The 24,070-nt window shown below is 31.5% G+C and carries 13 protein-coding genes and 1 pseudogene; 2 read left to right on the top strand and 12 right to left on the bottom strand.

What is annotated here, in order from left to right; genetic code table 11:
- Positions 1-4 precede the first annotated feature (4 nt).
- Entirely contained in the window at positions 5-1,348 is a 1,344-nt protein-coding gene (locus IEW45_RS12355; RefSeq protein ID WP_188621563.1) for an FAD-dependent oxidoreductase, read from the bottom strand.
- A 179-nt stretch (positions 1,349-1,527) separates the two neighbouring features.
- Between IEW45_RS12355 and IEW45_RS12350 the strand changes: the two genes are divergently transcribed.
- Positions 1,528-1,683: a lmo0937 family membrane protein gene (locus tag IEW45_RS12350; protein WP_188621562.1), complete on the top strand. Its 156-nt coding sequence runs from the start codon at positions 1,528-1,530 to the stop codon at positions 1,681-1,683.
- Positions 1,684-1,740: 57 nt separating this feature from the next.
- Here IEW45_RS12350 and IEW45_RS12345 read toward each other — a convergent pair whose 3' ends face one another.
- The 10 genes and pseudogenes from IEW45_RS12345 to IEW45_RS14915 form a co-directional block, all read right to left on the bottom strand.
- The gene (locus IEW45_RS12345; RefSeq protein WP_188621561.1) at positions 1,741-3,039 is read right to left on the bottom strand and encodes a serine hydrolase domain-containing protein; all 1,299 of its coding nucleotides are present in this window, start codon (positions 3,037-3,039) and stop codon (positions 1,741-1,743) included.
- 50 nt (positions 3,040-3,089) lie between these two features.
- Positions 3,090-3,686: an HAAS signaling domain-containing protein gene (locus tag IEW45_RS12340; protein ID WP_188621560.1), complete on the bottom strand. Its 597-nt coding sequence runs from the start codon at positions 3,684-3,686 to the stop codon at positions 3,090-3,092.
- Positions 3,683-4,018 carry a PadR family transcriptional regulator gene (locus IEW45_RS12335; protein WP_188621559.1) on the bottom strand — a complete coding sequence of 112 codons (336 nt, stop codon included), beginning with the start codon at positions 4,016-4,018 and terminating at the stop codon, positions 3,683-3,685. The genes IEW45_RS12340 and IEW45_RS12335 overlap by 4 nt, the downstream gene beginning before the upstream one ends.
- Positions 4,019-4,372: 354 nt before the next feature.
- Positions 4,373-5,740 (bottom strand): ATP-binding protein, encoded by a 1,368-nt coding sequence (locus IEW45_RS12330; RefSeq protein ID WP_188621558.1) that lies wholly within the window; start codon positions 5,738-5,740, stop codon positions 4,373-4,375.
- Between the two features lie 144 nt (positions 5,741-5,884).
- Positions 5,885-6,811, bottom strand: a complete 927-nt coding sequence (locus IEW45_RS12325) for a hypothetical protein (RefSeq protein ID WP_188621557.1) — start codon at positions 6,809-6,811, stop codon at positions 5,885-5,887.
- 1 nt (position 6,812) lies between these two features.
- Positions 6,813-9,968 carry a hypothetical protein gene (locus IEW45_RS12320; RefSeq protein ID WP_188621556.1) on the bottom strand — a complete coding sequence of 1,052 codons (3,156 nt, stop codon included), beginning with the start codon at positions 9,966-9,968 and terminating at the stop codon, positions 6,813-6,815.
- Positions 9,965-10,639, bottom strand: coding sequence for a condensin complex protein MksE (locus IEW45_RS12315; protein ID WP_188621555.1), 675 nt, complete (start codon positions 10,637-10,639; stop codon positions 9,965-9,967). Before IEW45_RS12315 ends, IEW45_RS12320 begins: the two co-directional genes overlap by 4 nt.
- A complete protein-coding gene (locus IEW45_RS12310) occupies positions 10,615-11,973 on the bottom strand; it encodes a hypothetical protein (RefSeq protein WP_188621554.1) in 1,359 nt (452 codons plus the stop codon). Before IEW45_RS12310 ends, IEW45_RS12315 begins: the two co-directional genes overlap by 25 nt.
- Positions 11,974-12,041: 68 nt before the next feature.
- Positions 12,042-17,066, bottom strand: a complete 5,025-nt coding sequence (locus tag IEW45_RS12305) for a sacsin N-terminal ATP-binding-like domain-containing protein (protein ID WP_188621553.1) — start codon at positions 17,064-17,066, stop codon at positions 12,042-12,044.
- Positions 17,067-17,376: 310 nt separating this feature from the next.
- Positions 17,377-17,493, bottom strand: a pseudogene (locus IEW45_RS14915) (IS982 family transposase); the annotation flags it as partial.
- Positions 17,494-17,621: 128 nt separating this feature from the next.
- Between IEW45_RS14915 and IEW45_RS12300 the strand changes: the two are divergent.
- Positions 17,622-21,977, top strand: coding sequence for an NACHT domain-containing protein (locus tag IEW45_RS12300; protein WP_188621552.1), 4,356 nt, complete (start codon positions 17,622-17,624; stop codon positions 21,975-21,977).
- Between the two features lie 99 nt (positions 21,978-22,076).
- Here IEW45_RS12300 and mobC read toward each other — a convergent pair whose 3' ends face one another.
- Positions 22,077-24,062, bottom strand: coding sequence for a conjugal transfer protein MobC (gene mobC / locus IEW45_RS12295; RefSeq protein ID WP_188621588.1), 1,986 nt, complete (start codon positions 24,060-24,062; stop codon positions 22,077-22,079).
- Positions 24,063-24,070 lie beyond the last annotated feature (8 nt).

Raw genomic sequence — 24,070 nt, 5'->3', positions numbered from 1 at the left:
TTATTTATTCAGATAACATTTTTAAAATTTTAGCCTCAATTTCCGGACTATCCCATATTTGCTCTATATTATCCATATGCATTACGTCATCCATAATAGCCTTTTGCCTGTCACCAATAGTTAATGCTTCGCTATAGGGTCTGTAACTAAAGGTAACCCTACTGTATAAAGGAATCCATTTGTCAGGATGTTTTTCAGAGAAATGTTTTTCAATTTTCTTTTGTAGTAAAAACTTAGGATCAGCTGTTTTAGAGCTCATCTCCATAAAGTTCCTGTAAGACAGTTCTGCTATTGCATCAGTATTAGGCTTACGGCTCTTCTCGTATTCTTTAAATATAAGGCTCCAGTCGTCTCCATGCTCCTGAATCAACTGGTTAAGTATTGTAATATCTTCAAAACCGGCATTCATTCCATGCCCGTAAAAAGGAACTATAGCATGGCAGGCATCGCCTATTAAAGCTACTTTATCTTTATACGTCCATGGGTAACACTTCATTGTTACAAGTGTACTGGTAGGGTTTTTAAAGAAGTCTTCCACCAATTCCGGTATTACCTCTATAGTAGATGGAAAATGCTCTGCAAAGAATTTTTCAAGCGATTCTTTATCTGTAAGTGATTCGAAAGAGTTTTCTCCCTCAAAAGGCATGAATAAAGTACATGTAAAGCTCCCGTCAAGGTTAGGCAATGCTGTAAGCATAAAGTCCTGTCTCGGCCATATATGTAATGAGTTTTTATTCAGCTTATGTGTACCATCAGGATTTGGCGGTATATTTAGCTCTTTGTATCCTATATTTAAAAACTCCTGAGAGTAATTAAATAAACTTTGACGCTGCATTCTGTGTCTTATTCGTGAAAAAGCACCATCAGCACCAAACACTATATCATAATCATGGTCTTGCCACTCTCCTCTTTCACTCTCGCCTGAATGAAGTGTAGCAGTAGGTAAGTCAACATCCCATACTTTAGTACCAAAAACAAACTCAACACCTTCTTGCTCTGCCAAGTCAATCATTTTTCGGTTCAATACCCCTCGGGAAATGGAATAAATACTTTCGCCATCTTTACCATAATATTGATAGGTAAGCGGTTTACCCAGCAAGTGTATAGCACGCTTTTCCATAGGGATAGCTATTTGCCTTATCTCGTCTCCCAGCCCTAAGTCATCCAGGGTTTTCCAACCTCTGTGTGACATGGCAAGGTTTATAGACCTTCCGGAAAATCTTACTTTTCTAATATCCTCACTTCTGTCAAAAACATGTACTGTGTGACCTGCTCTTTTTAAGTATATTGCTAATAGCGATCCTACAAGACCCGAGCCTACTACTGCAATTTTTAAAGGAGTTTGCATGGAAATAATATAATGTTATGCAAAAATACTTATTAATAAATTATTACCCCCGTATTATTTAATTTATTTAAGCTATTGAAAACTTTAAGAAAACTTTGACTATTAAAGACTTCTTAATTAAACAGATAGCTCCAAACATATTAAGTAATTTTATACTACTAACATTAAAAACATTTATTATGAGAGATTTAATCTGGTTAATCGTTGTTATTTTAATTATAGGATGGCTTGTAGGCTTTTTCGGGTTTGGTGATGCAGTAGGCTCACTAATACACATATTATTAGTACTTGCAATTATTGGTATCTTATACAGGCTTGCTGTAGGCAGAAGATAAATTACACTACTATAACAAAATAAAAACCTCCAACTTTAAAGTTGGAGGTTTTTATTTTTATTGCCTTACAGCTTTCAGTTTTTGTCCACTTTGTGACCATATAAGTTGATTTGGATTATTTTCTGATTTAGTGAATTTGATTCCTGAAGAGACATCCAGTAAAATAGTTGGCTCATAGCTTACTAGCGGAACTTTTAAATTTTCGACTTGAAAGTATAGTAAATTGTCCCTCTCGAATATAGTGAATGGTAAATCCGGACCTTTTAATACATAATCTCCTTCAAAATCTTTAAATTCATCAACTATATTTTTTCTGAATTGCTGTATAGGTCGACTATCCAGTACAGCAACTAAATCTTTTAGCAGGCTATTTTTCATCGGTACCCTAAATCGATTTATAAAATAGAGTATCATCTCCCCACTTTTGGGGTTATAATAGTTACGAAAGGCATATCCATAATTATTACCCCCGTGCCCCCAGTATTCAATTCCGCTCACTTTTAATTTTTGAAGTCCTAAACCATAATCTCCACCTTTAAAACCAGTCATTTTTTGAAGACTCCTTTTACTTATCAATGTTTCCTTTTCAAAAAGATTTTCGTAAAACGTTGCCATATCCTTTAAAGTAGATGCTATGCTTCCTGCTGAAAAAGCATAATCAGCAAAAAACTTATAATTAATGCCATTAAACTGGTCTGATTCATTTTTCTCGTCTGTAGGATGCACTAACTGAGGTATGTTTTTGGAAACATAGGGATAAGTATACTCTAAATGACACGGTTTAAAAATCCGTTCTTCAAGCAAGTCGAAATAACTTTTATCATTAATTTTTTCAAGTATTTCGCCCAGCAAAATGTAATTGGTATTGGTGTATTCAAACTTTCCAATTTTATTATTATGTCTAGGTTTTACGTTATTTAAAACGTCTCTTCTTAACAAACTATCATTAGGTATATTATAACTATCCCATTCTTGGTCACCTACTGTTTCAGCGAGTCCTGTTTGATGCCTTAATAGTTGCTCAATGGTTATATCAGAAGGAATATTTTTAATAGGACTTAGAAACTTCCCTATGCTGTCTGATAGTTTTAGCGTTCCTTTTTCAACCTCTTGCAAAATTAAAACAGCAGTAAAGGTTTTTGTGGCACTCCCTATATTGAAAACAGTGTTATCATTATTTTCAAAATTTAAGCGTTGTGAACAAAATTGACCATCTTTTTTAAGTAATATTCCCATTTTAATATTTGTAGCCTTATAGTATGGCTCATATTTGTCTTTAATGTCTTGAAGACCGGATTGAGAATATGTAATGAGACAAAATGAAAACAGAATGAGTGTTAATGTTATACTTTTCATAATTATGATTTAATAGTTTAACTAAGTACATTGTTATACGATGTAATTAATCAAATTTTTTTACTTTTTCGTTTAAGTCGGAGTAGCAGGGTGATTAAGATGTAAAGTACAATAATACTTGGTAGCATTACAGGGATAAACCAGTCCCCCAAAACTTCAGTAAGTCCTAGTACCTGCAACGTATCAGGTTTTCTTGTCCCCAATAAATGAAAATGTCCATTTTTGAAAAATAAACCAACATTATCAGGATTTTTTATCTTTTCTATGATTAGAAATACAAAACCAAATAGCGTTAAATATAACAAGGCAAAAAATACATAAACCACCCCATTGGAAATATTCAGGAGCAGGGCTTTAAATATATGTGTGGGGTTAAATGTTTTTGTAGCTTGTTCCAGTTTTTTTTGAGCAACCAAAGGCTTTAAAATTTCTTCCGGAGCTCCTAATTTCTCAATTAGATTAACTAAATTTTCAATTTCATTTTCACCGGTTTTATCTATCATCCCTTCATAGATATGACTATTCAATTCCATTAGAATTTCTTCCCTATCTGTTTTGTTTAAAGGAGCCGTGACTCGTTTAATTCTCGATATATAGTCGTCATAAATCTTTTGAGCTGTTGTATGGGTAAATTTTATAGGTTTCATTTTGATATTTTTTTAATAGATTTTTCCAGATCAAACCAAAATGTTCGCATTTGCAGCAAGGTTTCTTCTCCCGTAGGTGTTAGTGTATAATATTTTCTGGGGATACCGGACTCTTGTTCTACCCATTTGGAAGTAACTAAATTCTCTTTTTTCAACCGGTTCAACAAGGGGTATAAAGTTCCTTCTGCAATCTCTATTTTTGTATGTTTTTTTACTTGTTCAATCAATTCATAACCATAATATTCATTATCTTTTAAAACATTCAAGGCAATAAAGGCAAGTGTTCCTTTCTTTACCTGAGATTTCCATTTATGTAAAAAACCTATATTCACTTTGCAAAGGTATTATAAAATACATAGTTATACAATGTATATGTAAAAAGATATTTTTAAACTGAAAACCAAAACTTTGAAGAGTTTTAGGAAAATGCTCCATAATTCATGGTCAGATTTTTTGTATAAAACAATACTCTATAAAAAAGTAATTTAAAGTGTATGTAAAAACAAAAAAGCCCAGTAAAAAACTGAGCTTTCTTTTCTTACTATACTATTGTGAACGATATGGTACAAAACTCGAACCAATTAATAGAAGATTTAAAGCTTTTAGCTGATATACTAGCTGCTTAAAAAAAATCAAATCACTTATTTACCAATGGTTAAACATAGATTTTTGGTGCAATTGCATCTTTATTGCCCCTTTAGAGGTGATTTTGCACCTTTATTGCCCCTTTGGAGAACATAGTAGGTTCCCTTTCCGGTAGAACCTATTTTGGTTATAGAATTCCTATCAACAAGCATTTGTAAATCATAAGACACCATCCTCTTGGAGATTTCAAAAAGTTCTTGGTATTGTTTATTATTAATCCGACCATTCTCTTTTATAAATAACAAAGCTTTAATATGTCGAGATTCAAGATTGTATGTTTTCAGAATTTCTTCTGTATAAATATCCTTTAGAAAAGTAACACTTACCCCACCTTGATCTTCCTCAATAATCGGTTCAGGCAATCCTGCCTCTTTACAAGCATCAATGATTTTGTTTATTCCTCGTCCCCAGGATTCAATATAACCAGCTTTGAAAAAAGCATTGGCTATATTTCGATTTCTTGGATAGGACGAATGTTCTTGTTTTAGTTTATCAATTGTCAATTCCTCTGGCAAAGTTCCCGGATTCCATAAATGTAATCGATCATTATACACTCTAAGAAAGGTATAAGTACTGGAATAATCTTTATGAATAATAGCATTTAAAATCGCTTCCCTTAAGGCTGTTTCCGGATATTCCAAAGGTTCCATTCGTTCCAATCCTTTATAAGAAATAGGTCTAACCAAATATTTGGTTTTAAGGATTTCGATTACTTTATCAGCCATCTCAAAAATATTAGTTTCAACGATGTCTTGAAACAAAAGATCATGGCTGGATTTTCCAAATCGTCCAATCTTGAAACTTGCTGTTACTGATACCTTGATTAGATTTTTCCCAAATAATAAAACGGCGGCATTTGTTAGCTGCCCATGTTCTGTAAGAAGGCCGAGATTTTTGAATAGTGTTTCTTTGCCAATGTTTAGGGTATTTGGGGGAATACGATCTTTCTCAATCGCCTTGATAATAAATGTTTGGATGCTCTCATCATTAAGGTCAGAAAATGTTATTCCTTCAACAGCCATATCCTCCCATTTCTTTCCCATTTTATTGAGTAACAGGTTTTGCAATGCAATTCCTTTAAGTTCTTGTTTGGTGCTTCCGCTCCGATAATGATAAACTCCATGATAAGCAATTGGTACATTACTAATCGGAACAATAATTTCAAGATAGTTTTTTCCTTCATCCGCATGCAGATTCACATCAACCACAAGTCCTAAATGGTTAACAGACTTGTTTGGAATGTCTTCCATCAGCTTTTTATAATTATCTACACCGGTAATATTTCCATTGTCATCAATGCCAATGTAAATATACCCGCCTTTTGCATTGGCAAATCCACAAATCCATTTCAAATATTCATCTCTCCAAGCCTGTTTATATTCTACATTCTGAGTTTCTCCTCGCTCCATTTTCGCTCTGCATTTTGTCAAATACAAAGCTATTTATTAAGAACTTTTTTATCCTACTCAAAATATGGTAGGGTAGGCTCAACTTTTTTTAAAAAATCAATAAATCACTTACTTCTTAGTATATTTTACTATTCTACATATGAGTTAGAATATAGATTTTCGAGTCTTCAGCATATCAATTAGATTATTAGATTCTTCTATAACCCATTGGTTATTAACCACAAGCTCCTCCAAAACACTTATTTGCTTAGGAGTTAACAGATAATCTATATTTCTATCCTTAATGTTCTCCCATTTACTATTATGCTCTGTTTCTATAATTCCTTTTGGAATAGCATTGGGAGTAAGTAGTCGAATATCTGGTATTTTTTCCTTTACTAATGGATAAATTATATATAGACCATCATAATCCCAATCACAAGAATAGTAAATAGTAAGTCCCCTTGTATCGACAAAATCCAATTTGTTTACATTTTTACCACCAGCATACCAGAGTTCTATGTTATTAGCTCTGGCTAACGTAGGACGCTTTAAAAAATCGATATTTTCACATAGTACAATGCACTTCGGATTGACACACTCCAATACATATTTGTATTGTAGATCTTTATCATCAGCTAATTCATCAATATCCAAAAGTAATTTCACAGCATTGATTAAAGCGTCTTTTCCTATCAAATACTTTTCATTTTTGAAAAACATAAGGGATACAATTCTAACAGTAGCTTCATTCTTTATAATCTGTTCCCTCAATGGCTCTAAATTGCCATTGTCCATATCCTCTTTTATCCCAATTAGGATTTGAATATCAGATTCTTCAAATCGAAGCTGAGGTTTTAATAATTTATTATCTGATAAAAAAGCTTCATAGCGGTGATATTCCTCCAAATAATCTTTTTCATATATCTCAGCAAAACCCTCTAAAACAAAAAGCTTATTATGTGTTCTGTCAAGTATTCTGAGAGAATTAATAAGGTAATTAATTTCACCACTTTTCGCTAAAGTATCATTTATCTTCACCTCACCGTTTGAATATAAATTATTTAACGCTCTTAACTCAATCCAATTCATTTTACATTCTGTTTATATAGATATTCAAATCTTCGTTATTGTCTTTTGTTTTAAAATAGGAAGCTGAAGGGCAATAGTTGATATTGTCATCCTCTTTTCCTTTAATCAAGTGGTGGGCATACCATTCATCAGACAATCCGATATTGAATGTATGAGGAGCCATTGTTATTATCTGATATTGGAATTCCTCTGCAATTGCAGGAAAAGTATTAAAATTGGTATTATCAAGACTTCCCAATTCTTCTAAAATAATAAATCTTAAACCATTACGCTTTTCCTTTTGTACAGCAGAGAGTCTTGCTATCCCCAGTAGCGCAATAGCTGAATAAGATTCTCCGGTACTACCAGGAACTTCTGTTCCAAACTGATCCGTGAGCTTAGCGGACAGTTCAAAGTATGTTTTGGGATTTAGTAATTTATCAATGGGAACTTTGTTTCTGATTTTTGCTTGTTTCCTAAAAAAATCTTCGATAAAATCTACTATAGATTGTCCAAACTGTAATTCTCCTTTTGTAGCTGTATTACGAACCTCATAAGCTATCTGCTTGATATAATCTATCTTTAGTTCTTTATTCCTATCAAAATCGAGTTTGAAATAAAACTTGTTACTAATCTTTCGATCAACAAAGAATGCATTTATTCTTTTCACCTGATCATCATATTTTTCGTATCGCTCAGTAGTTCTACTAAATATCTTAATCATATTGTCCCTGATACCATTGGCTATGGTTGTTCGGGTTTGATTAGCTTCGTCTAAAGCAGTAGTGATATCATCAGTAGATTTGATTTTATTCCCTAATAATGCTTCTTCCAAAACCCTGAATGAAAAATCCTTGTCTTTAATCGTTAATTGTACTGCCGGATTCTTCTCATCACTCGTTTCTTCAAATGAATTCGAAATGCCGATAAATACTGTTTTATATTCATCCCAGAAATCATTAGAGGCACGCTCCAATTCCTCGGTATTTTTAAATGTTAAAGGAAAGTCTGTTACATTCTCTTGGAAATACTCGTAATAAGTACTATTGAGCGTAGTGAATTCTGTTTCCTTCGTAGTCAGATTGTCAATAATTATCTGCAAGTCTTGTTTATCACGCTTTATTTTACTTTCCAAAGTTTCGAACATTGTTTGTTTTGCTCCTTGTTCTTGATAAAACTGAACTCTCTTTTGGTCACATTCTTTACGAACCTTCAGCAACACCTTTTTTACTACATCTGGCTCATCATATTCAACCTTAAATTTATCTTTAATTTGCAATAGTTCTTCTTCTTCTTCTTTCTTTTGTGATTGCAATTGAGAGGTCTTTTCATCAATCTGTAAAATACAGGCTACAGCATTTTTTAATTTTTCAATATTGCTAAATGCAGCGATAGAAACATCAAAAAAAGAGTCAAATAAGGTTACATTGTAAGGCTTTCCATCTACTATATTCTCAAATGCTTCCAGTTTGGTATTTATTGAGCTGATTTCTCTGTTCCATTTTTGAATTAACTGTTGTACAGATTGTTCCAGATTTGCTTTGTCTCCCAGTAGCGTTGCATCTGTATTAAACTGTATAAATTGGTTTAATGCCCCCAGTTTTAACCAAAGACCTTCTTTAGATGGGATAGTTTTAAAATTATTAACCAGCTCATCAGGATTGATATACTGAGATGAATTGTCTGGGTTATCAATTTCAGAAACAGGTATGGTGGCGTAATACAAAATAGCATGTAATTGCTCATCATTTAACGCTGGCAAGTTTTTGATATACCAATGTAAAAGACCTTTTTCATCATTGTTCCGCAGTAATGCTAATAGTTTTTCTTTGGTTGCCTTATCATTTTTTAAGGATGATTTTAATTCATCTAGAATATCCGATTGTTCTTTTCGGGTTTGGACAATTTTTTCAAGTGTTATGTATTTTTCTAAATAAGGTCGTGCAAAAGTGATTTCATTTTTAATGTCCTCATTGTTTCTACTTAAAATATCAATTCTTTGTATCTCATTCTTCCAACTATCATCTACTTCAGGACGGATAAACATTTTAAGTTCATCGACTTCTCTACCCAACCTTTCTATACTGTTAGATAAGTCTTGATATCGGTTAAACATATTAAAATTTTCATCCGCTTTCTCGTAACTCTTTTTTATTATTTCTTCTTCAGCTGGGAGAGTTTCAATAGCCGTTTTTAGTTCGGTAAATTCAGTTTCTTGTTTCGTTATCAGTGCTTTTCCTGCCGATTCTCTATCCTGTAGTTTTTTTAATTCTATATAGACGTTTTGCAATTCAGCTTCTTTAAAAGATTTAAATCTTACTTTGTGAGACAGCTCCAACTCTCTTAAATTGGTTAATCTTTTTTGTTTATCGGATAAATTTTGAATGTCTTTATTCAGGCTTTCATATTCTCTTAATATCTTTTCCAGTTCGGATTGCTCTTTTTGAAAGTTGGTAAGAATGTCTTCATCAGATTCTTCAAAGAGAAATTCTTTTAAGTTTCTGGAAGCCTGATTACCGCTTAAATTTAGTGTTTTAGCTTTTGAAAAGGACTGTATTACCTTAGCAAAAGCTTTTAAGTTTTTACCTTGGCTAAGATTGAGAGGTAATATGTTTTTATCATAAAGAAATTTATAATATGTACTAACACTTTCATTATTACTAAAGAAATTCAATCGAAGTCCATGCTTTTCATAAAGAAATAATGCTAAATCCTGTATATCTACTATTTCTTTATGTCCATTCTCTTTTTCTTTTAATAAGTTTTTAGCGAAAATCAGCTCTTCCTTTTCAAGCGTCAATTCATGTATTTTCAAGTTTATATCCGCCTGTTTCGTAATAACAAAAGGTACGATTCGCTTGCCTTTCAGACTGTTTAACTGTATTCCGATGGTTATAAATTTACCTGGGTTTATCTCAATATTCAAGAAACAATAAGCACATTTAGTTTTATACGGAAGTGTATTGATTTGTCGTTCTTCTTTCTTTACTCCATCAGTGCCAAATTTGATAAGGTCTTTATCATAGACAAAAATCATTTGAAGTAAATCGGCAATAATGGATTTTCCAACACCGTTTGCACCAACAAAATCTGTTCTTGTTGGATGAAAGAGGTAGTCATGTATATAGTGTTTCAGAATACCGACGGTAGATATGGAGTAAATTCTAGGATAACTCATAGCACTTCATCATTTTTAAGTTGTTGGCTAAATGACTCAAAATTCTGAAGCTCCTCCGGATACAATTTGGCTAAACGGTGAATGGCTGGTCTTATTTCAAAGACTAATTCTTCATTCCGTCCGGATTGCTTTTGTACCCAGCCTAATTTATCAAAACTGTCTATCGTCTTACCAAATTTGTTTTCTACAGTACTCCATTCTTTTTCATCATAAGAATCCCTTATATCATTGAATAAAATCCTTTTATATGCTTCCTGATGGTCACTCTCTAGAATTTGTATTTTAATGTCGTTCCAGTAAATGATCTTTTCCTCATCAAAGTACTTCTGGTAATACATATCCAAAAGTGTTAATCCAATCAATGTTTGTAATTCCGTTATCTCTTTATTGCGGCTTGCATCACTTAATTTTCCTTTCCCATTTTCTGTAAAATCGAGATAATAGTATCTACTTCTATCAGAGATATCAGCAACAAGATTAAGCTTGTATAATCTGCTGTAAAAATTTCTCCAATGTGATTCATAGCTTTCCAGTACGGTATATTCCAAATAATACTTGTGATCAATATGTTTTCCTGATAACAACAGAATATTGATGTCTGCAAAATGCTTTTCTACACTTTCTTCTGATAGAAAAGTATAATCGTTTATTTCATGATTTTCGTTTTCCATAAGGATAGGTTTTGTTGTGATAAGGAAATGATTTTTTGCTCTACATCGATAAACACTTCATTACTCTCCGAAGTGTAAGCTGTCATAAGGGATGCTACCTGATAAGCGATAGACAAGTCTTTTTCTTCATCCACGATACTATTCATAAGTTCAGCTATAGACAACTGACCATTATTTTCTAGAATATCTTTGGCTTTATCAACCCATTGATTGATGATTTGTTGACGGTTAATTTCTTTTGCTATTTTCTGCTTTTCACTACGTTCATACGTTTCATCAACCTCAACGTTCACGATGATATTAGGTTTGGGAGGCTCAGACTCATAATATCTTGGGTACAGCATTCGGACAGGCTCATGTACCAATTGTTTTAGTGGAAAATTGTTACTAAACTTGACTCCCTCACTAGTGTATTGAGAACTTTCTAAGACTATCCGATGTAGCTTTTTTATTTGTAATCTAAAAAATGCTCTGGCAGAAAACTGTTCCTGTAACTCTGTTAGTTTTTCACTTGCGTGATTGATTTGTCTACGGATAATATGTACTTTTTGGTCTACCGAATTGAAAAAATCTCTGATATCCATATATATTTCCTGAGCCTTTACCCAGTCATTTTTACTTTTCTGTAAATTGTTGATATCAAATTTGCCATCATCTTCCATCCTTCTATAGAATTCATCCACGACATTTAGTAAGTCATCAAGAAACTTGTCTTTGGAAATAATAGCTTCTGTGATATCTTCCGCTCTTTCTCCAAACTTTCTAAATATAACAGTAAACTCTCTAACCAAAATAGTTGCACTTTGCTGGTCCTCTTTTCGAAGAATATCGTTTAGTTTTTGATATGCTTCACGCAATTCATCTTCCAACGCTTCTAAATGATCTGTAATTATTTTCTTTGAGCCTTGTATAAATATTCTCCCAAATTTTCTTTCAAGCTCTTCAATAGTATTGATTTCACCATGCAGTATGGTAAATGAGGCTTGCACACTTTTTTTGAGTGGATGATTCTTATATGGATTTTCTAATTTACTTACCATTAAATCCACTACATTTTTAGCGTAGTCTGTCAGGTAATATTTCCACGGCTCATCGGGATGACTTCGCAGGAAGTAATGGAAAAGGTTATCTTTAATATTAGTCCATGGACGAATTGAATCCAGATTAAATTCAACTTTTATATCTACTAAAATTTCGTTAATCTCATTTTGAGTGAAGTATTCCTCTATTTCACGGTTTTTAATTTTTTCATAAAGAGCAATAATCAAATAGCCTCCGTCAAATTTTGAGGGAAGTAGGAGGTCGTATTTGGTGTATAGTTCTTTATTTTTCATTAAAAAATTTTAATATCGGTTTTTATTAATTAGAGCTATAAAATTTAGAAGATACCGGTTAACCGGCTTTAAAGATTAAATTCTACAATAACATTTTCATAACTTGAATCTAATATTGTTTTTGGATTTTGATGTTTTCCTAGTTCATTCATTGTATATTCGGCTACACTTATCGAAAGATAATCGCTAAGTAACCTATCCGTAATATATTTATTAGCTTTAATTACTTCTAGGATATTACCTTTTATACCTTCCACGAGATGATACGTCCATATACCATTTTTTAAATTGTCACTTGAAAATGAGCTTTGACCAGTCTGACAGGATAAGAAAGTGGCATAATGAGGAAAATCAGTGGAAAAAAGTAGTAATTCTTCCTCATTAATATTAGAAATTTGATTTCTTTCATATTCATCTTGAAAACTTTGTGCACAGGCATCTATAAAAATAAGTGCATTTTTACATTTTGACTTTTGTAATGGATCTAATAAAATTGTTCTCAATGAAACTGCTGTTTCTGATATATTACTTCTGTGCATATCGTAAGTCGATAAATAATTAGTTATACCATTGTGAAAACCATGTCCAACATAATAAAAAATCAATCTATCAGTTTCGGTTAAGCTATAAAATAGTTGCTTTAATTCATATTCTATGGAATTTTTAAGAGCCTCTTCATTTATAAACATATAGATTGCATCTTCCTCTACCCTTAAATTATTTATTAGTATCTCTTTAAACTTTTGGCAATCAGCATTTGCATACTTAACAGATGATATATTATTCTTTGGAAAATAGTTTTCAATTCCGATAATAATTGCAATAGTTTTATCAAAGCTTGGAACATGTAATGTCGTGCTAGATTTGGTTGATGTTTCCTCTAATGACTTAGATTCTTTTCTTATATATTTTATATTATCAAGTAAGATATCAGTTTCTGATTTAGTAGTCTTGATCATAAAAATAGATTTATCTTCCATTTGTACCCAGTCATATTCAACGGTAGGAATAGGTTGAAGTAATGAAATCGCTTTTTTAGTTATCTTATCAATTCTGAAATCATCACTTAGACCAACTATTTTATTATTACTAGGATTTAACTGTTTAATTCCAAATATTAATAATCCACCATTGGTATTAGCAAATGATGAAATAATTTGAGCTATCTTTTGCGGAACAAAAGGAACTGCATTAAATTCTAATTCCTCATTCTTGGGAGTGGTTAGTAGTGCATCAAGTTCTGAGTTAGAAACATGAATATTTTTCACAGGAATTTTGTTAATACCTGTTTTCTTTAGTAACTGACCCAATGTTAACTGTTTAGGTGTATGTAAGCCATCTTCACACCATAGTTCAGCGTCGACGTATTCAAGAACATCAAACTCTGATGTATAGTATAACAAAATAAAATCATCATCAGACGGTCTTGCTACAACTGTTATTTCGTTACCATTTTTTTTAATACCACCTATTACACTTTCTGCTATTATATAAAGATTATCACAATCATATTCTGGAAGGTTTTGTAGATATTTAATAACGTTCTTTACAGCTCTATCTATAATATTTTTGGCATAATTTAATGAGTCAAAATCAGACTTTGACAAATGATAGAAATTAGAAGGTATAATAGACTTACCAGCTGTTCCTTCTACTAGCTGAGAATCATCTTCGCTGTGATTATGTTCAGTACTAGGTGAAATATTTGCATTATTTTCAGGAATACTGATATTTTCTTGTGCAAAATGTTGTTGAATTTCGTTCTCGCTTGATCTTAGCAAAAAGTCCAATTTCTTGTCGTGACCCCACAGATAAAAATATCGGCATAAGATTTCAGGTAACTTCAATAAGACACTATTGCTATTCCAAGGAGTTGTAACAAAAAGATCTAAGTTATTAAAATGTACATTTACATTCTTTATAAAATCAACATCAGTATATTTGATTTTGAGTTCATCAGCTTGAAAAACATTTAGCACATTAATATTTTGCTCAAGATTTTCTAATGAATCTCTAGTACTGTGTTCGTTTGATTGAGTTTCAAGCCATGCCTTGAAGTAAGGAACAATTGACTTCAATTTATCAATCAAATTGAAACAAGTTTCTTCTTCGGAATGTATCAATTCAAAATCACCTTCTCTCAGTATTTTTATTTTAAGACACTTTAAGAAAAATTCTAAAGAGGAAGATTGCTTGTTTTCAGCGTTAATCACTAAAAAAGAAAACTGATCTTGAAAAATTGATTCATTGCCATCTATGAAAAATTTAAGCTTGTGACATTCAACAAAAATATTTTTAGTACTTAGTAGATAGCCATTATCTGCCCATTCCTCAACTTTTAAAATATCTTCCTGACTCCAATTATTGCATTGATCTAATAGAATTTTATATATGGATTGAATGCGAGTGACGTTCTCTTTCTTTACCTTACCATCCTTGTTAGTATCAGAAGCTATCCTCGTCAATATTTCTAAGTAATCTTCTAATAATAATTTCGTTTTGAAATTAAAAAAGGCTTTCCAATCCTGAGTTAGCTCATTCTCAAAAAATATTGGTAAATAGCTTCCTGATACAGTCAGAATATCTTCAGTGTTAATATATACCTCACTTGCTTTTTCGGTTGAATTCATCAGAGTAGGAATACAATCATTATTTTGGATATACCATTTTAAATAATTTTCCACTTCATTACCTTCAGTTCTTCCTCTCTTTCCTTGTTGCCCCCAATATGCTATTGCAGGTGTATTAAAATCTTCAATACTTATATATTTAATAATATCTGACCAGAAAACTTTTAAGAAATTGATGTCATTGGATTTGGCAAGAAAAAGTAAAGTTGTTAATCCTGAATATTCATTGGCTTGAAATGTTGATAGATAAGGCGTAAAAGATTTATCTTCTTCTTCGAAATAATCATTTAAAAATTGATATTGTTGAGTTAACTCTAACTTGCTCGTTCTAGGATATGATATAGCTGTTATACCATCTTTCACACCCATCATTCTAAAGAAACGTCTCAACTCGTCTTTTTCAGCATTATCAGACAAATAGCTTTCACTAATAAAAATATCATCATGGAACTCCGTCTGTAATTTAAGCCTTGGATTATAGGTGTCGGAAAAGTAACAGAGTCTTGCTGATAGTAGACTGCCTTTAGTGGTTAATAGTTTTAGTTCAGATAGTTTTTCTAGCTCATCTTTGCCAATTTCATTTTTAGTATAGAGACTAAAAATGGTCGCTATTGTACCCAATGTATTTTCGAGAGTACTATACACAGATGCATTAGCAATGATAGTTTTTCTGAGATAAGAAAGATCTGTTTTTTCAGTTACACCTATCTTTTCTAACCAATTCCGTGTTTCAGGATTTTGGAGTAAAAAATTTTGAACATCGGCATGCAAAAACGAAATTTCACTGTCGGGGTCATCCCAATTTTCATCGTCAGGTGTTGGAAAATAAATGTTTGATGGAGGAAGAATATTCCCTTTATGATCGAGAATAAAAGACCAATTCTTTATTCTATTTTCATTAATATTTTTTGGATTCTCTATTTCGCATTGTTGTTTAAAAAACTGAATTAGCTGAATATTATTAGTACTCGAATGCCTTTTTTGAAAAGCACTAGATTCTAACAATTTTGGCACATCTTCCCAATCAAAAACAGAAACACCACTATTTTTCAAAATTTGGACATATCCGGTGTAAGGTAAAAAAGGATTTGTATGAATTGTTTGAATGTTATTTTTATCAATGACAAATTCTCTTGTAGCACTTTCGGTGATAAAAGTTCTTTTTGACATTGAAGTAATGTCGATTATTGCTTGATTAGCTCTAATTAATTCATTTTTATTCGAAATAATAAAAGGAATTGAATTGAGTGCTCTTGATAAACCATTTTGATAAGATGAAGTTAAAAGATTGCTGATAGATGATTTTATTGGTATCAATTCATAAGCACTCTGTCCAAATTTTTCACGTACCAATTCTGAAATCCAATTTAATAATTCAGCAGGAATATTCTCAAAGAGCCAATTATTCCATTTTGAGTCTTCGTGTAATGTTTCCCGACTTGCACTCATCACAAAGCTACCATTGACTAAGACGGGAAAAGTATATTTTCTTTCTTCTGTAGGAAGATATGAATAAAGTAATCTCTCATCACTGCTTAACTTTTGAATTGTATCTTGATCTATTTTTGCTGCAAATGTTAACTCTGTTTCAGTAGCATTCAAAAGTTTATCTGGGATATTCTTTTCTTCTTTTAATTTTAAGCTTATTTCTGTTGGAACTTGTATTTTAACCGATTTAATTATCCATGAAAATTTAGTATTTCCATTGTGTTTAATTTCAACAGATGTAGAATCTTGCTCTCTATCTAGCGTAATAATATTTGGAGTCGCTATGTTAAAGTCTAATTCTTGTATGTTTTTAAGAAATAAAAACATATTGACATTTGATGATAATTCTTCAACTGCTTTTTTTACATCATCTTTGCCCTTTGACAATAAAATAATAGTTGCTACTGTAAACCCACTATCACTTATAAAGGCGTTGATTCTTTCATCAACCTCTTCGAGTTCGGTATATATTGGTATAATTTGCCAAGGATAATAAAATGACCTATCATTATCTTTTTCCCAATTTTGCTGACTATCTCCCCATTTAGTATTCCACCCGAAAGGATAATTTGAATCAAATCTAAAATAATCTCCATTTGAATAAATAACTACTTTATCTGATTGCCCAAATACAGCTTTAAAACCTATACCTTTATAACCTGTTTTTTCAATTGACTTTTTTTTAGTTCCATCACTAACACCGCAGATGCCTCTTAAATCTCTTTTGTCAAAAGGTTTACCAGTATGTGCTACAACTAGAAAATCATCAAAAAGCCTTATTCCCACCTTTACTGACACTCCTGGTATTACTGAGTCATCAGCATTTTGTAGTAATTCATAAACAAACCTTTTTGAATCAGTGTAAAGATCAACGGATAAAGATTTTAATGATTCAGCCTGATTTATTGCATGTTCAGGTTCAGCATAGCCTGTATTTTTTCTAAAAATTCCTTCAATATCACTTTTTAAACTCATATTAATTTCTTCTCTTTACTAATACATTAACAAGTTGAATCAAAATCCATTAAAACTCTTAAGGGGAATATTTCTATTTTAGCTGAAACAATAACTATTTACAGAAAGTAAAGTATTTCATTTACAGTTTAACGGTTAGAATTATAAATTTAGAATTATTTATTAAAAACTTATACGGATTCTCGTAAAAATATATTTGAATCTGATATTACTCATTAAATTTTATAATTCTATGGATATATTAAAAAAACTTCAAACCTCATATTCTGTTTCCTGACCACCAAATGACTCAATCTCGGATCATTCAGTAGCTCATACACTCTGATGTTAGGTCAATGGCAATGAGTTGTTTATCACTCAGTTTAAGTTTGCGTATTTGATTTAAATAATCCATTTTACAATCCAATCCTTTTAAAACCTTGAGTATTTTGTCGTAATTTGCTTAAAAGTTGTGCATATAAATTATAGTGTGATTACTACAATTTACTGGATTTTAACAGTTTGCACACCCTTTTCTAAATACCCAACGGGTATCATAATTATATAATAAAATGTATGTGGGATTCATTTAATACCTATGGAGGAAGTTATCAAAATTCATTTGAAACGCTATGTAATCAACTTTTTGAAAGATTCCTTTTAAAAGAATATCCAAACTCGATTGACGAATTTAAAGTAATAAATGGCGCAGGTGGTGATGGAGGAATTGAAGCTTATGGTAAATTATCAAATGGTAATTTTATTGCCATTCAATCAAAATGGTTTAAACAGGCTTTAGATAGGAATGAATTAAATCAAATAAAAAAGTCCATAACTACTGCTTTAAATATAAGATCAAGTATTATTGAATATATTATTTGCATTCCTCATAATGTTAGTTCGGTTAAAATTGGGAAAGGAAAAAAACCTACACAAAATAGTGAAGATGTAAGAATTGAAAGTTTTGAAAAAGAAATAAAAAACTCCTACCCAAATCTTAAAATCACTTGGTGGTTTGAGCATTCTATTTTAGAAGAATTACAAAAAACCGAAAATGAGGGAGTTCATAAATATTGGTTTGAAAAAGAAATAATCCATTCTAAATTTTTAAAAGACAAATTTAATTTACAAAAAACTAATTTTTGGTTAAAAGAAAGATATGTTGGAGATCTACATACTAAAGGTGATATTCAGAATTTAATAGAAAGCCAGCTTTATAGCCTACCTTTTAGAAAAAAAATCCTTGTAAAAATTCTTGACTTTAAAAATAAAGCGAATAATGCTATAAGCATTTCTGAAAAATTCATCAATCAGAGTTTAAAGTCAGATGAATTAACCAAAAAACTTCAACAAATTAATTCTTTTATAGAAGATTTAATGGTGAAATCTTCTGAATTAGAAGCAAAATTACTAAATGGAACTGAACCTAACTTAACGATTGATGCGGATGAAGAAATTCCAATTATAAATACTATTGAAGATACTGTTGAACAACTTAAATCTGTAACTCCCACTAATATCCTAAAACCAATTTATGATAAATTGGAAATTAGTTTGAGAGAACTTAGCACAGATGTTATTAATTCATATTTTGAAATTGAAAATAAATTAGTAACAATATCAACCAGCTTAATATTAGGTAAACCGGGAACAGGAAAAACACTTGGATTAGCTTACGCAGTAGAAGAATGTGTAAATAAATCTGCACCAGCTATATTAATTCAGGCTAAGGGAGCTAATTCAAAAGATTGGACACAATTACTATCTCAAGAATTAGAATTGAGTAATTGGAATAAAAATGAAATTTTCAATGCTCTTGAAATATTAGCTATTGGGAAAGATGGTCAATTAGCTTCAGAAAATGTTACCAATTTTGAAAATACAAATGTATTAATTTGTATTGATGGGCTTGAAGAAGATATTTTGAATGATGGAAATTGGTATGATAGAATTAATGAAGCCCTTGAAATAACAAGAAAATACAAAAGAATTCGGTTTGTTTTCAGTGCCAGAGAATATTTTTATAATAATCAAAGGTTACCCAATTACCAAAAAAACTATAAGGAATTAAGACTAAAACGAGAGGGTGATGTAAAAGTTGAAGATGTTGCTAAAAAATATTTCGAAAAATATAACATCACCATTGAAAATTATCAATCTATAAAAGGACTGGATAGTTTATTTGCTTTAAAGTTATTTTGTGAAACATATCAAGGCAGTACTATTAAAAGAACCGAAATTGTTGAAACAACCACTTCTAAACTTATCAATTTAAAAATTGATAGAATAAATAAGGAATACTTAGAATCATTAGATTCAAGAAAAGCAAAATCGAGAAATGCTGTTTTAGAATTTTTAAACACAATATCCGATTTATTCTATTATAATTCTGAAGTAAGTCATACTCAAATTTTAGATTTAGAAATTGAAAACCAGTTAAAATATTTAGATAGCAATGAGATAGAACTTTTAATTGAGTTTTTATCTAATAACGGAATCCTCATAAAATATGAGAGAAATGTAGGCTCTGATTCCATATTAGAGACAAAAGAAAGTTTTTATACTTTCAGTTATCAATCAATTCTTGAAATTATAGTTTCAAGTAAAATAAGTAGCAACATAATAAATGGAAAAATTGATTGTTTACCCGATTCTCTTTTTAATCCAATTCCGCTTTCAACAGAATTAGATGATGAATACTATAATCCTCATTCGGATTTTATTCCAAATCGAAGAATAATTCAGGATATAATAAATGAGATATTTATTAAAAAACACAGATTAATCGGAATTGATGATTTTTTAACTAATGGTTTTACAGAAGATGAAATTTTTGAACTTCAATTAAATGCTTTATATGCTGTACCAAATGAAATAAGTTGTACATATAAAAACTGGATTACAGAAATTTTCCACAAGAATTATATTAAAAGATTTCAAATTTTACAAGATTTGATTATACCGCTTTCATACGATAAGGATAGTTCGTTTAACGCAATGTACCTTCACAATATTCTTAAAAATATTACAAATCATTTTGAAAGAGATAAGTTTTGGTCTGGATTCGACGATTATGAAAGTAATATAATGTCTAAGAAATTAAACATAAGTAAATATAGATTGTCACAATGGTCATTAACCTCTATTCTTAATGATAACTTCGATTTAGATGAAACAAATATGTTTGATGGACTTCCGTTAATATACACATGGGGATTTACGACTCTTGATCAAAAATTACGTGAAAACTTACGAGGTAAACTAACCAAATGGGCACTAATTCTTCCTTCAGAGTTTAAAAAACTTTTAGACCTAATGTTACCTGTTGACGAGTCACAAATCCTCGAAGATCTAGCTTCAATAACTTTGGGAGTTGCAACTAAATGTAAAAACGAAAGTGCGATTCATGAACTTGCTTTGTGGAGCCTGAATAATATTTTCAGTAACACCGATAAATATAGAAATGTAGTAGTAAGATATGGTTTCAGAGCTATAGTTGAAAGAGCATTTCAGTATAATTTAATTTCTAAATTAGAAGTTGAAAAATCACGTCCTGCCCATAAAGATAATTTAATCCTTTTGGGAGTTGATGAAAAATATATAAATAACCCTAAAGAAGAATCTTATCCAATTGGTCATGATTTATCATGGTATGTAATAAAAAAAGCGTACGATGATTTTTTGTCGATTGATACAGGATTTAATTCGCTTTCTTATGATAAAGAGAATCCTTTTATCACAGATTTTTACCAGAAATATAGCCTATTAATCAATAACAGTACATCAGCAAGAACATGGGGAATGGCTACGGCAATAGCATATATAAAATCATTAGGTTTTAATAGGAGTACAGGATATGTTAATACTGATGCAACGCACGGAAGTAAGAGTGAAAAATTTACTTTTGAAGAAAAATATGTTTGGTTAGCCGTTCATTATTTAAAAGGATACCTATCTGATTATTTACCTTATGAATACGATGATGAAAACAGGGAATTTAATTGGATTGATGATTATTCTAAAATTGTACATATCAGTAATCCAGTGGAAGATTTACAAACCAATCTTGAAAACCAGGTCGATGAATATTTTAACCCGCCATCATGGATAATAAAAGAGGAATTAGCACCTGAAATCAATAATTTAGAAAATATCGGAATTGAGATTGATAAAATTATAGATACTAACCCTACAATAGATTTTAACAGTTGGCTTAAGTACAATAATCTAGACTTTAATTCAGATATTGAAAAAGAATACTTGTCTATATACCAAAGTACAGGTTTAACCAATTCATCAGAAACAATTAATTCCTTTATTGATTGTTACGGTTATCTAATAAATGAGAAAGATTTTGATTTATTGATAAAACAAATTTCTCAAAACTCAAAATCTATCCATTTAAATAATTTTGGAAGTCCTGATACCGATACTTACACTAATCCTTCAAATTTGTTCTGGATGGATTGGATTGATGAAAATTATAATCAAACTGAGTTTTATGGGGGTAAACATGTTTTTACTTGTCTCACCAGAGTAATGAAAGATACCGTTGATGGAGAAAAAGAAGTTATCATACCGTCTAAAAAAATCAGAAAACTACTTAGTATTTCAGAATTAGATAATAATAGTTATCTAAATATCAATTCAGATATAGTAGGATTTTATCATGAAATTAATACCGAAAGATTTAGCTATGGAGATCATCAATCCATGATTTTGATTGATAAAAATATCTTACTTGATGAATTAAATAAAAACAGTATGAAATTATTTTGGATGGCAACTCACTTTATTAAAAAAAATCCTCTAAACAAGAAAATTGAAGAAATTGAACACAGCCAAAAAGTTAGAAAATATATCATTTGGTTAGACGATAAAAATCAATTAAAATCTATAAAATATTTTGAAGGAAAATTTTCAAACAATTAAATTCATAGAATCAAATCAATTAGTTCAATTTTTGATCTATACTTAGCAATGTTTCAACTGTAGGTTGAATTTCATTCATTTGTTGAATTCTCCTTTTCGTTATATCTTTTTTATAATCAAATGGCTCAACTCCGGATCATTCAGCAATCGTTCCATTTCTGATTGTATAATGTCCTGAATATCCTGTTTGATTTGGAAGTAGTTGCGCTGTACCATACCCGAATCCAGCTTTCGGATGACTTCAATGTCCTTATAATTTTGCTCCTCACGCTTAAGGCTGTCATGGTCATTAATGATCTCACAATGGAAAGCCTTCAGATCTATTTTACAATCTGGATTATCGGCAACCATACCCACAAATTTACCGGAGCTTAACCCCGATATTTTGGAAGGTGGTATGGCTGCTTCCAATTGTTTGGATCGACTAATCGAAGTGTCCCCACTATTGATGGAATAACTTTCCCTGTCCTGCATAATTTTCCCAAAGCGTTCCGATAGTTGTTTGGCAGTATCACCTGTAACCTGACCGCTAACGATATTACCTGTAATATTCATAATCACATCTGCCTGCTCTCGACCGTAATCTTTGCGGAGCTGACTAAAATCCTGAATACCCAAACAGGTAGAAACTTTATTGCTCCGGGCAGTCGCAATCAAGCTGTCCATATTGTTCAGATAGATAGTTGGGAACTCGTCAAAAATGAGACTACTCTTTAGCTTTCCTTTTTTGTTCACCAGCTTAATTAACCGGTTTACATATAGCGATAATACTGCTCCGTAAATCTGTATTTTTTGTGGATTGTTTCCCATACATACAATCTTTGGATCATCCGGATTATTAATATCCAGATTAAAATCATTTCCTGATAACACATAGTATAATTGTGGTGATGAAAGCCTTGCCATTGCCACTTTTGCTGAGGCAATTTGACCTTCCAATTGTTCCATAACATCATTCAGATATGCATTAACGAAAGGATTTATCAGTACTTCAATTTCCTTTTCTGTACGAAGCAAAGTAAACAGGCTATCATAATCTACCTGCATTAATTCTATCACATGTGGTAAGGTACAGAATTCTCCATCCTTGTATTTTTTTAGATACCAGATAATAGCCGTTAGAAAGTTAATAGGGGATTCCACAAAGAAGTCTCCCTGACGTTTAATCCATTCCCTGTTTAATCCCATCAAAATAGTACGGGCACTTTCTGCCGCATCTGTAATATCGGTCATCGCTGAAGGCTCTAAGGGATTGCAACGATGACTGCGAGTAAGATCATCGAAATTAATCACATAAAATGCCGGGGGCTTGGTATATCGATGTTGATTTTTCAGCCAGGTATTATAGGTTATTTTGGAAAGGTCATCAAACTTAAAGTCGTACACAAACATGGTAAACCCTTTACGGATATGTTGGGTAATCACATGACGTATCACAAAGTAGGATTTACCGGAACCGGGAGTTCCCAATACCATAATCGCCCGAAATGGATTAATGATATTGACCCAACTTTTCCGTTGCTTGTCTTTTAATTGGTATTGGGCAGGAAGATTTATAGAATATTCATTTTCCAAAAGCCGTTCTTCCTGTGGAAAGGTTTCATTTTCCTTATTAAAAATATCCTTGTTATTAATTTTATCCCTGATGATTCGTGAGAGTAATGTTCCTCCGGTCAACACCAGCAGAAAGCCTATTCCAGTTAGTGCCATGTACAAAATAGCAGTCGTTATTATAGGAGTATTCAACTTCATACATAGGTAACTGATAAAATAAATAAGCAATCCGGTAAGCAGGTAAGCAAAAGCTGTTCTGTGGTTAAGCTTTTCATCCTTTTTCCCTTTAGCTCCTAAAAGGGATATACCCAAAAAGCTTAGCGCAATTAATTTCGATTTATGAAAATTGCTGAACAATCCCGTATTATAAATGTTGCTTAAAATACGGTCACTAAATCTGCTTTGCCATCCCCATAGTTCAAAAGCACTGTAGCAGTAATAATAGAAATGGATGATTAATATGGTAATACTGATGAGCCTGGTCATATCCAGTATCTTTCTCAGCGCCTGTTCATTTTCTCCGGTGTGCATAGCCATAG

The sequence above is a fragment of the Flavobacterium suaedae genome, assembly GCF_014642915.1.
In the GTDB taxonomy this organism is placed as follows: Bacteria; Bacteroidota; Bacteroidia; order Flavobacteriales; family Flavobacteriaceae; genus Flavobacterium; species Flavobacterium suaedae.
Note: the sequence above shows the minus strand (reverse complement) of the source record. Positions and strands in the feature narration are given on the sequence as shown.

Bases quoted from the DNA above. Each gene is read 5' to 3' on its own strand.
- IEW45_RS12355 (WP_188621563.1), bottom strand. From the start codon at position 1,348: ATGCAAACTCCTTTAAAAATTGCAGTAGTAGGCTCGGGTCTTGTAGGA.
- IEW45_RS12350 (WP_188621562.1), top strand. From the start codon at position 1,528: ATGAGAGATTTAATCTGGTTAATCGTTGTTATTTTAATTATAGGATGG.
- IEW45_RS12345 (WP_188621561.1), bottom strand. From the start codon at position 3,039: ATGAAAAGTATAACATTAACACTCATTCTGTTTTCATTTTGTCTCATT.
- IEW45_RS12340 (WP_188621560.1), bottom strand. From the start codon at position 3,686: ATGAAACCTATAAAATTTACCCATACAACAGCTCAAAAGATTTATGAC.
- IEW45_RS12330 (WP_188621558.1), bottom strand. From the start codon at position 5,740: ATGGAGCGAGGAGAAACTCAGAATGTAGAATATAAACAGGCTTGGAGA.
- IEW45_RS12325 (WP_188621557.1), bottom strand. From the start codon at position 6,811: ATGAATTGGATTGAGTTAAGAGCGTTAAATAATTTATATTCAAACGGT.
- IEW45_RS12320 (WP_188621556.1), bottom strand. From the start codon at position 9,968: ATGAGTTATCCTAGAATTTACTCCATATCTACCGTCGGTATTCTGAAA.
- IEW45_RS12315 (WP_188621555.1), bottom strand. From the start codon at position 10,639: ATGGAAAACGAAAATCATGAAATAAACGATTATACTTTTCTATCAGAA.
- IEW45_RS12310 (WP_188621554.1), bottom strand. From the start codon at position 11,973: ATGAAAAATAAAGAACTATACACCAAATACGACCTCCTACTTCCCTCA.
- IEW45_RS12305 (WP_188621553.1), bottom strand. From the start codon at position 17,066: ATGAGTTTAAAAAGTGATATTGAAGGAATTTTTAGAAAAAATACAGGC.
- IEW45_RS12300 (WP_188621552.1), top strand. From the start codon at position 17,622: ATGTGGGATTCATTTAATACCTATGGAGGAAGTTATCAAAATTCATTT.
- mobC (WP_188621588.1), bottom strand. From the start codon at position 24,062: ATGCACACCGGAGAAAATGAACAGGCGCTGAGAAAGATACTGGATATG.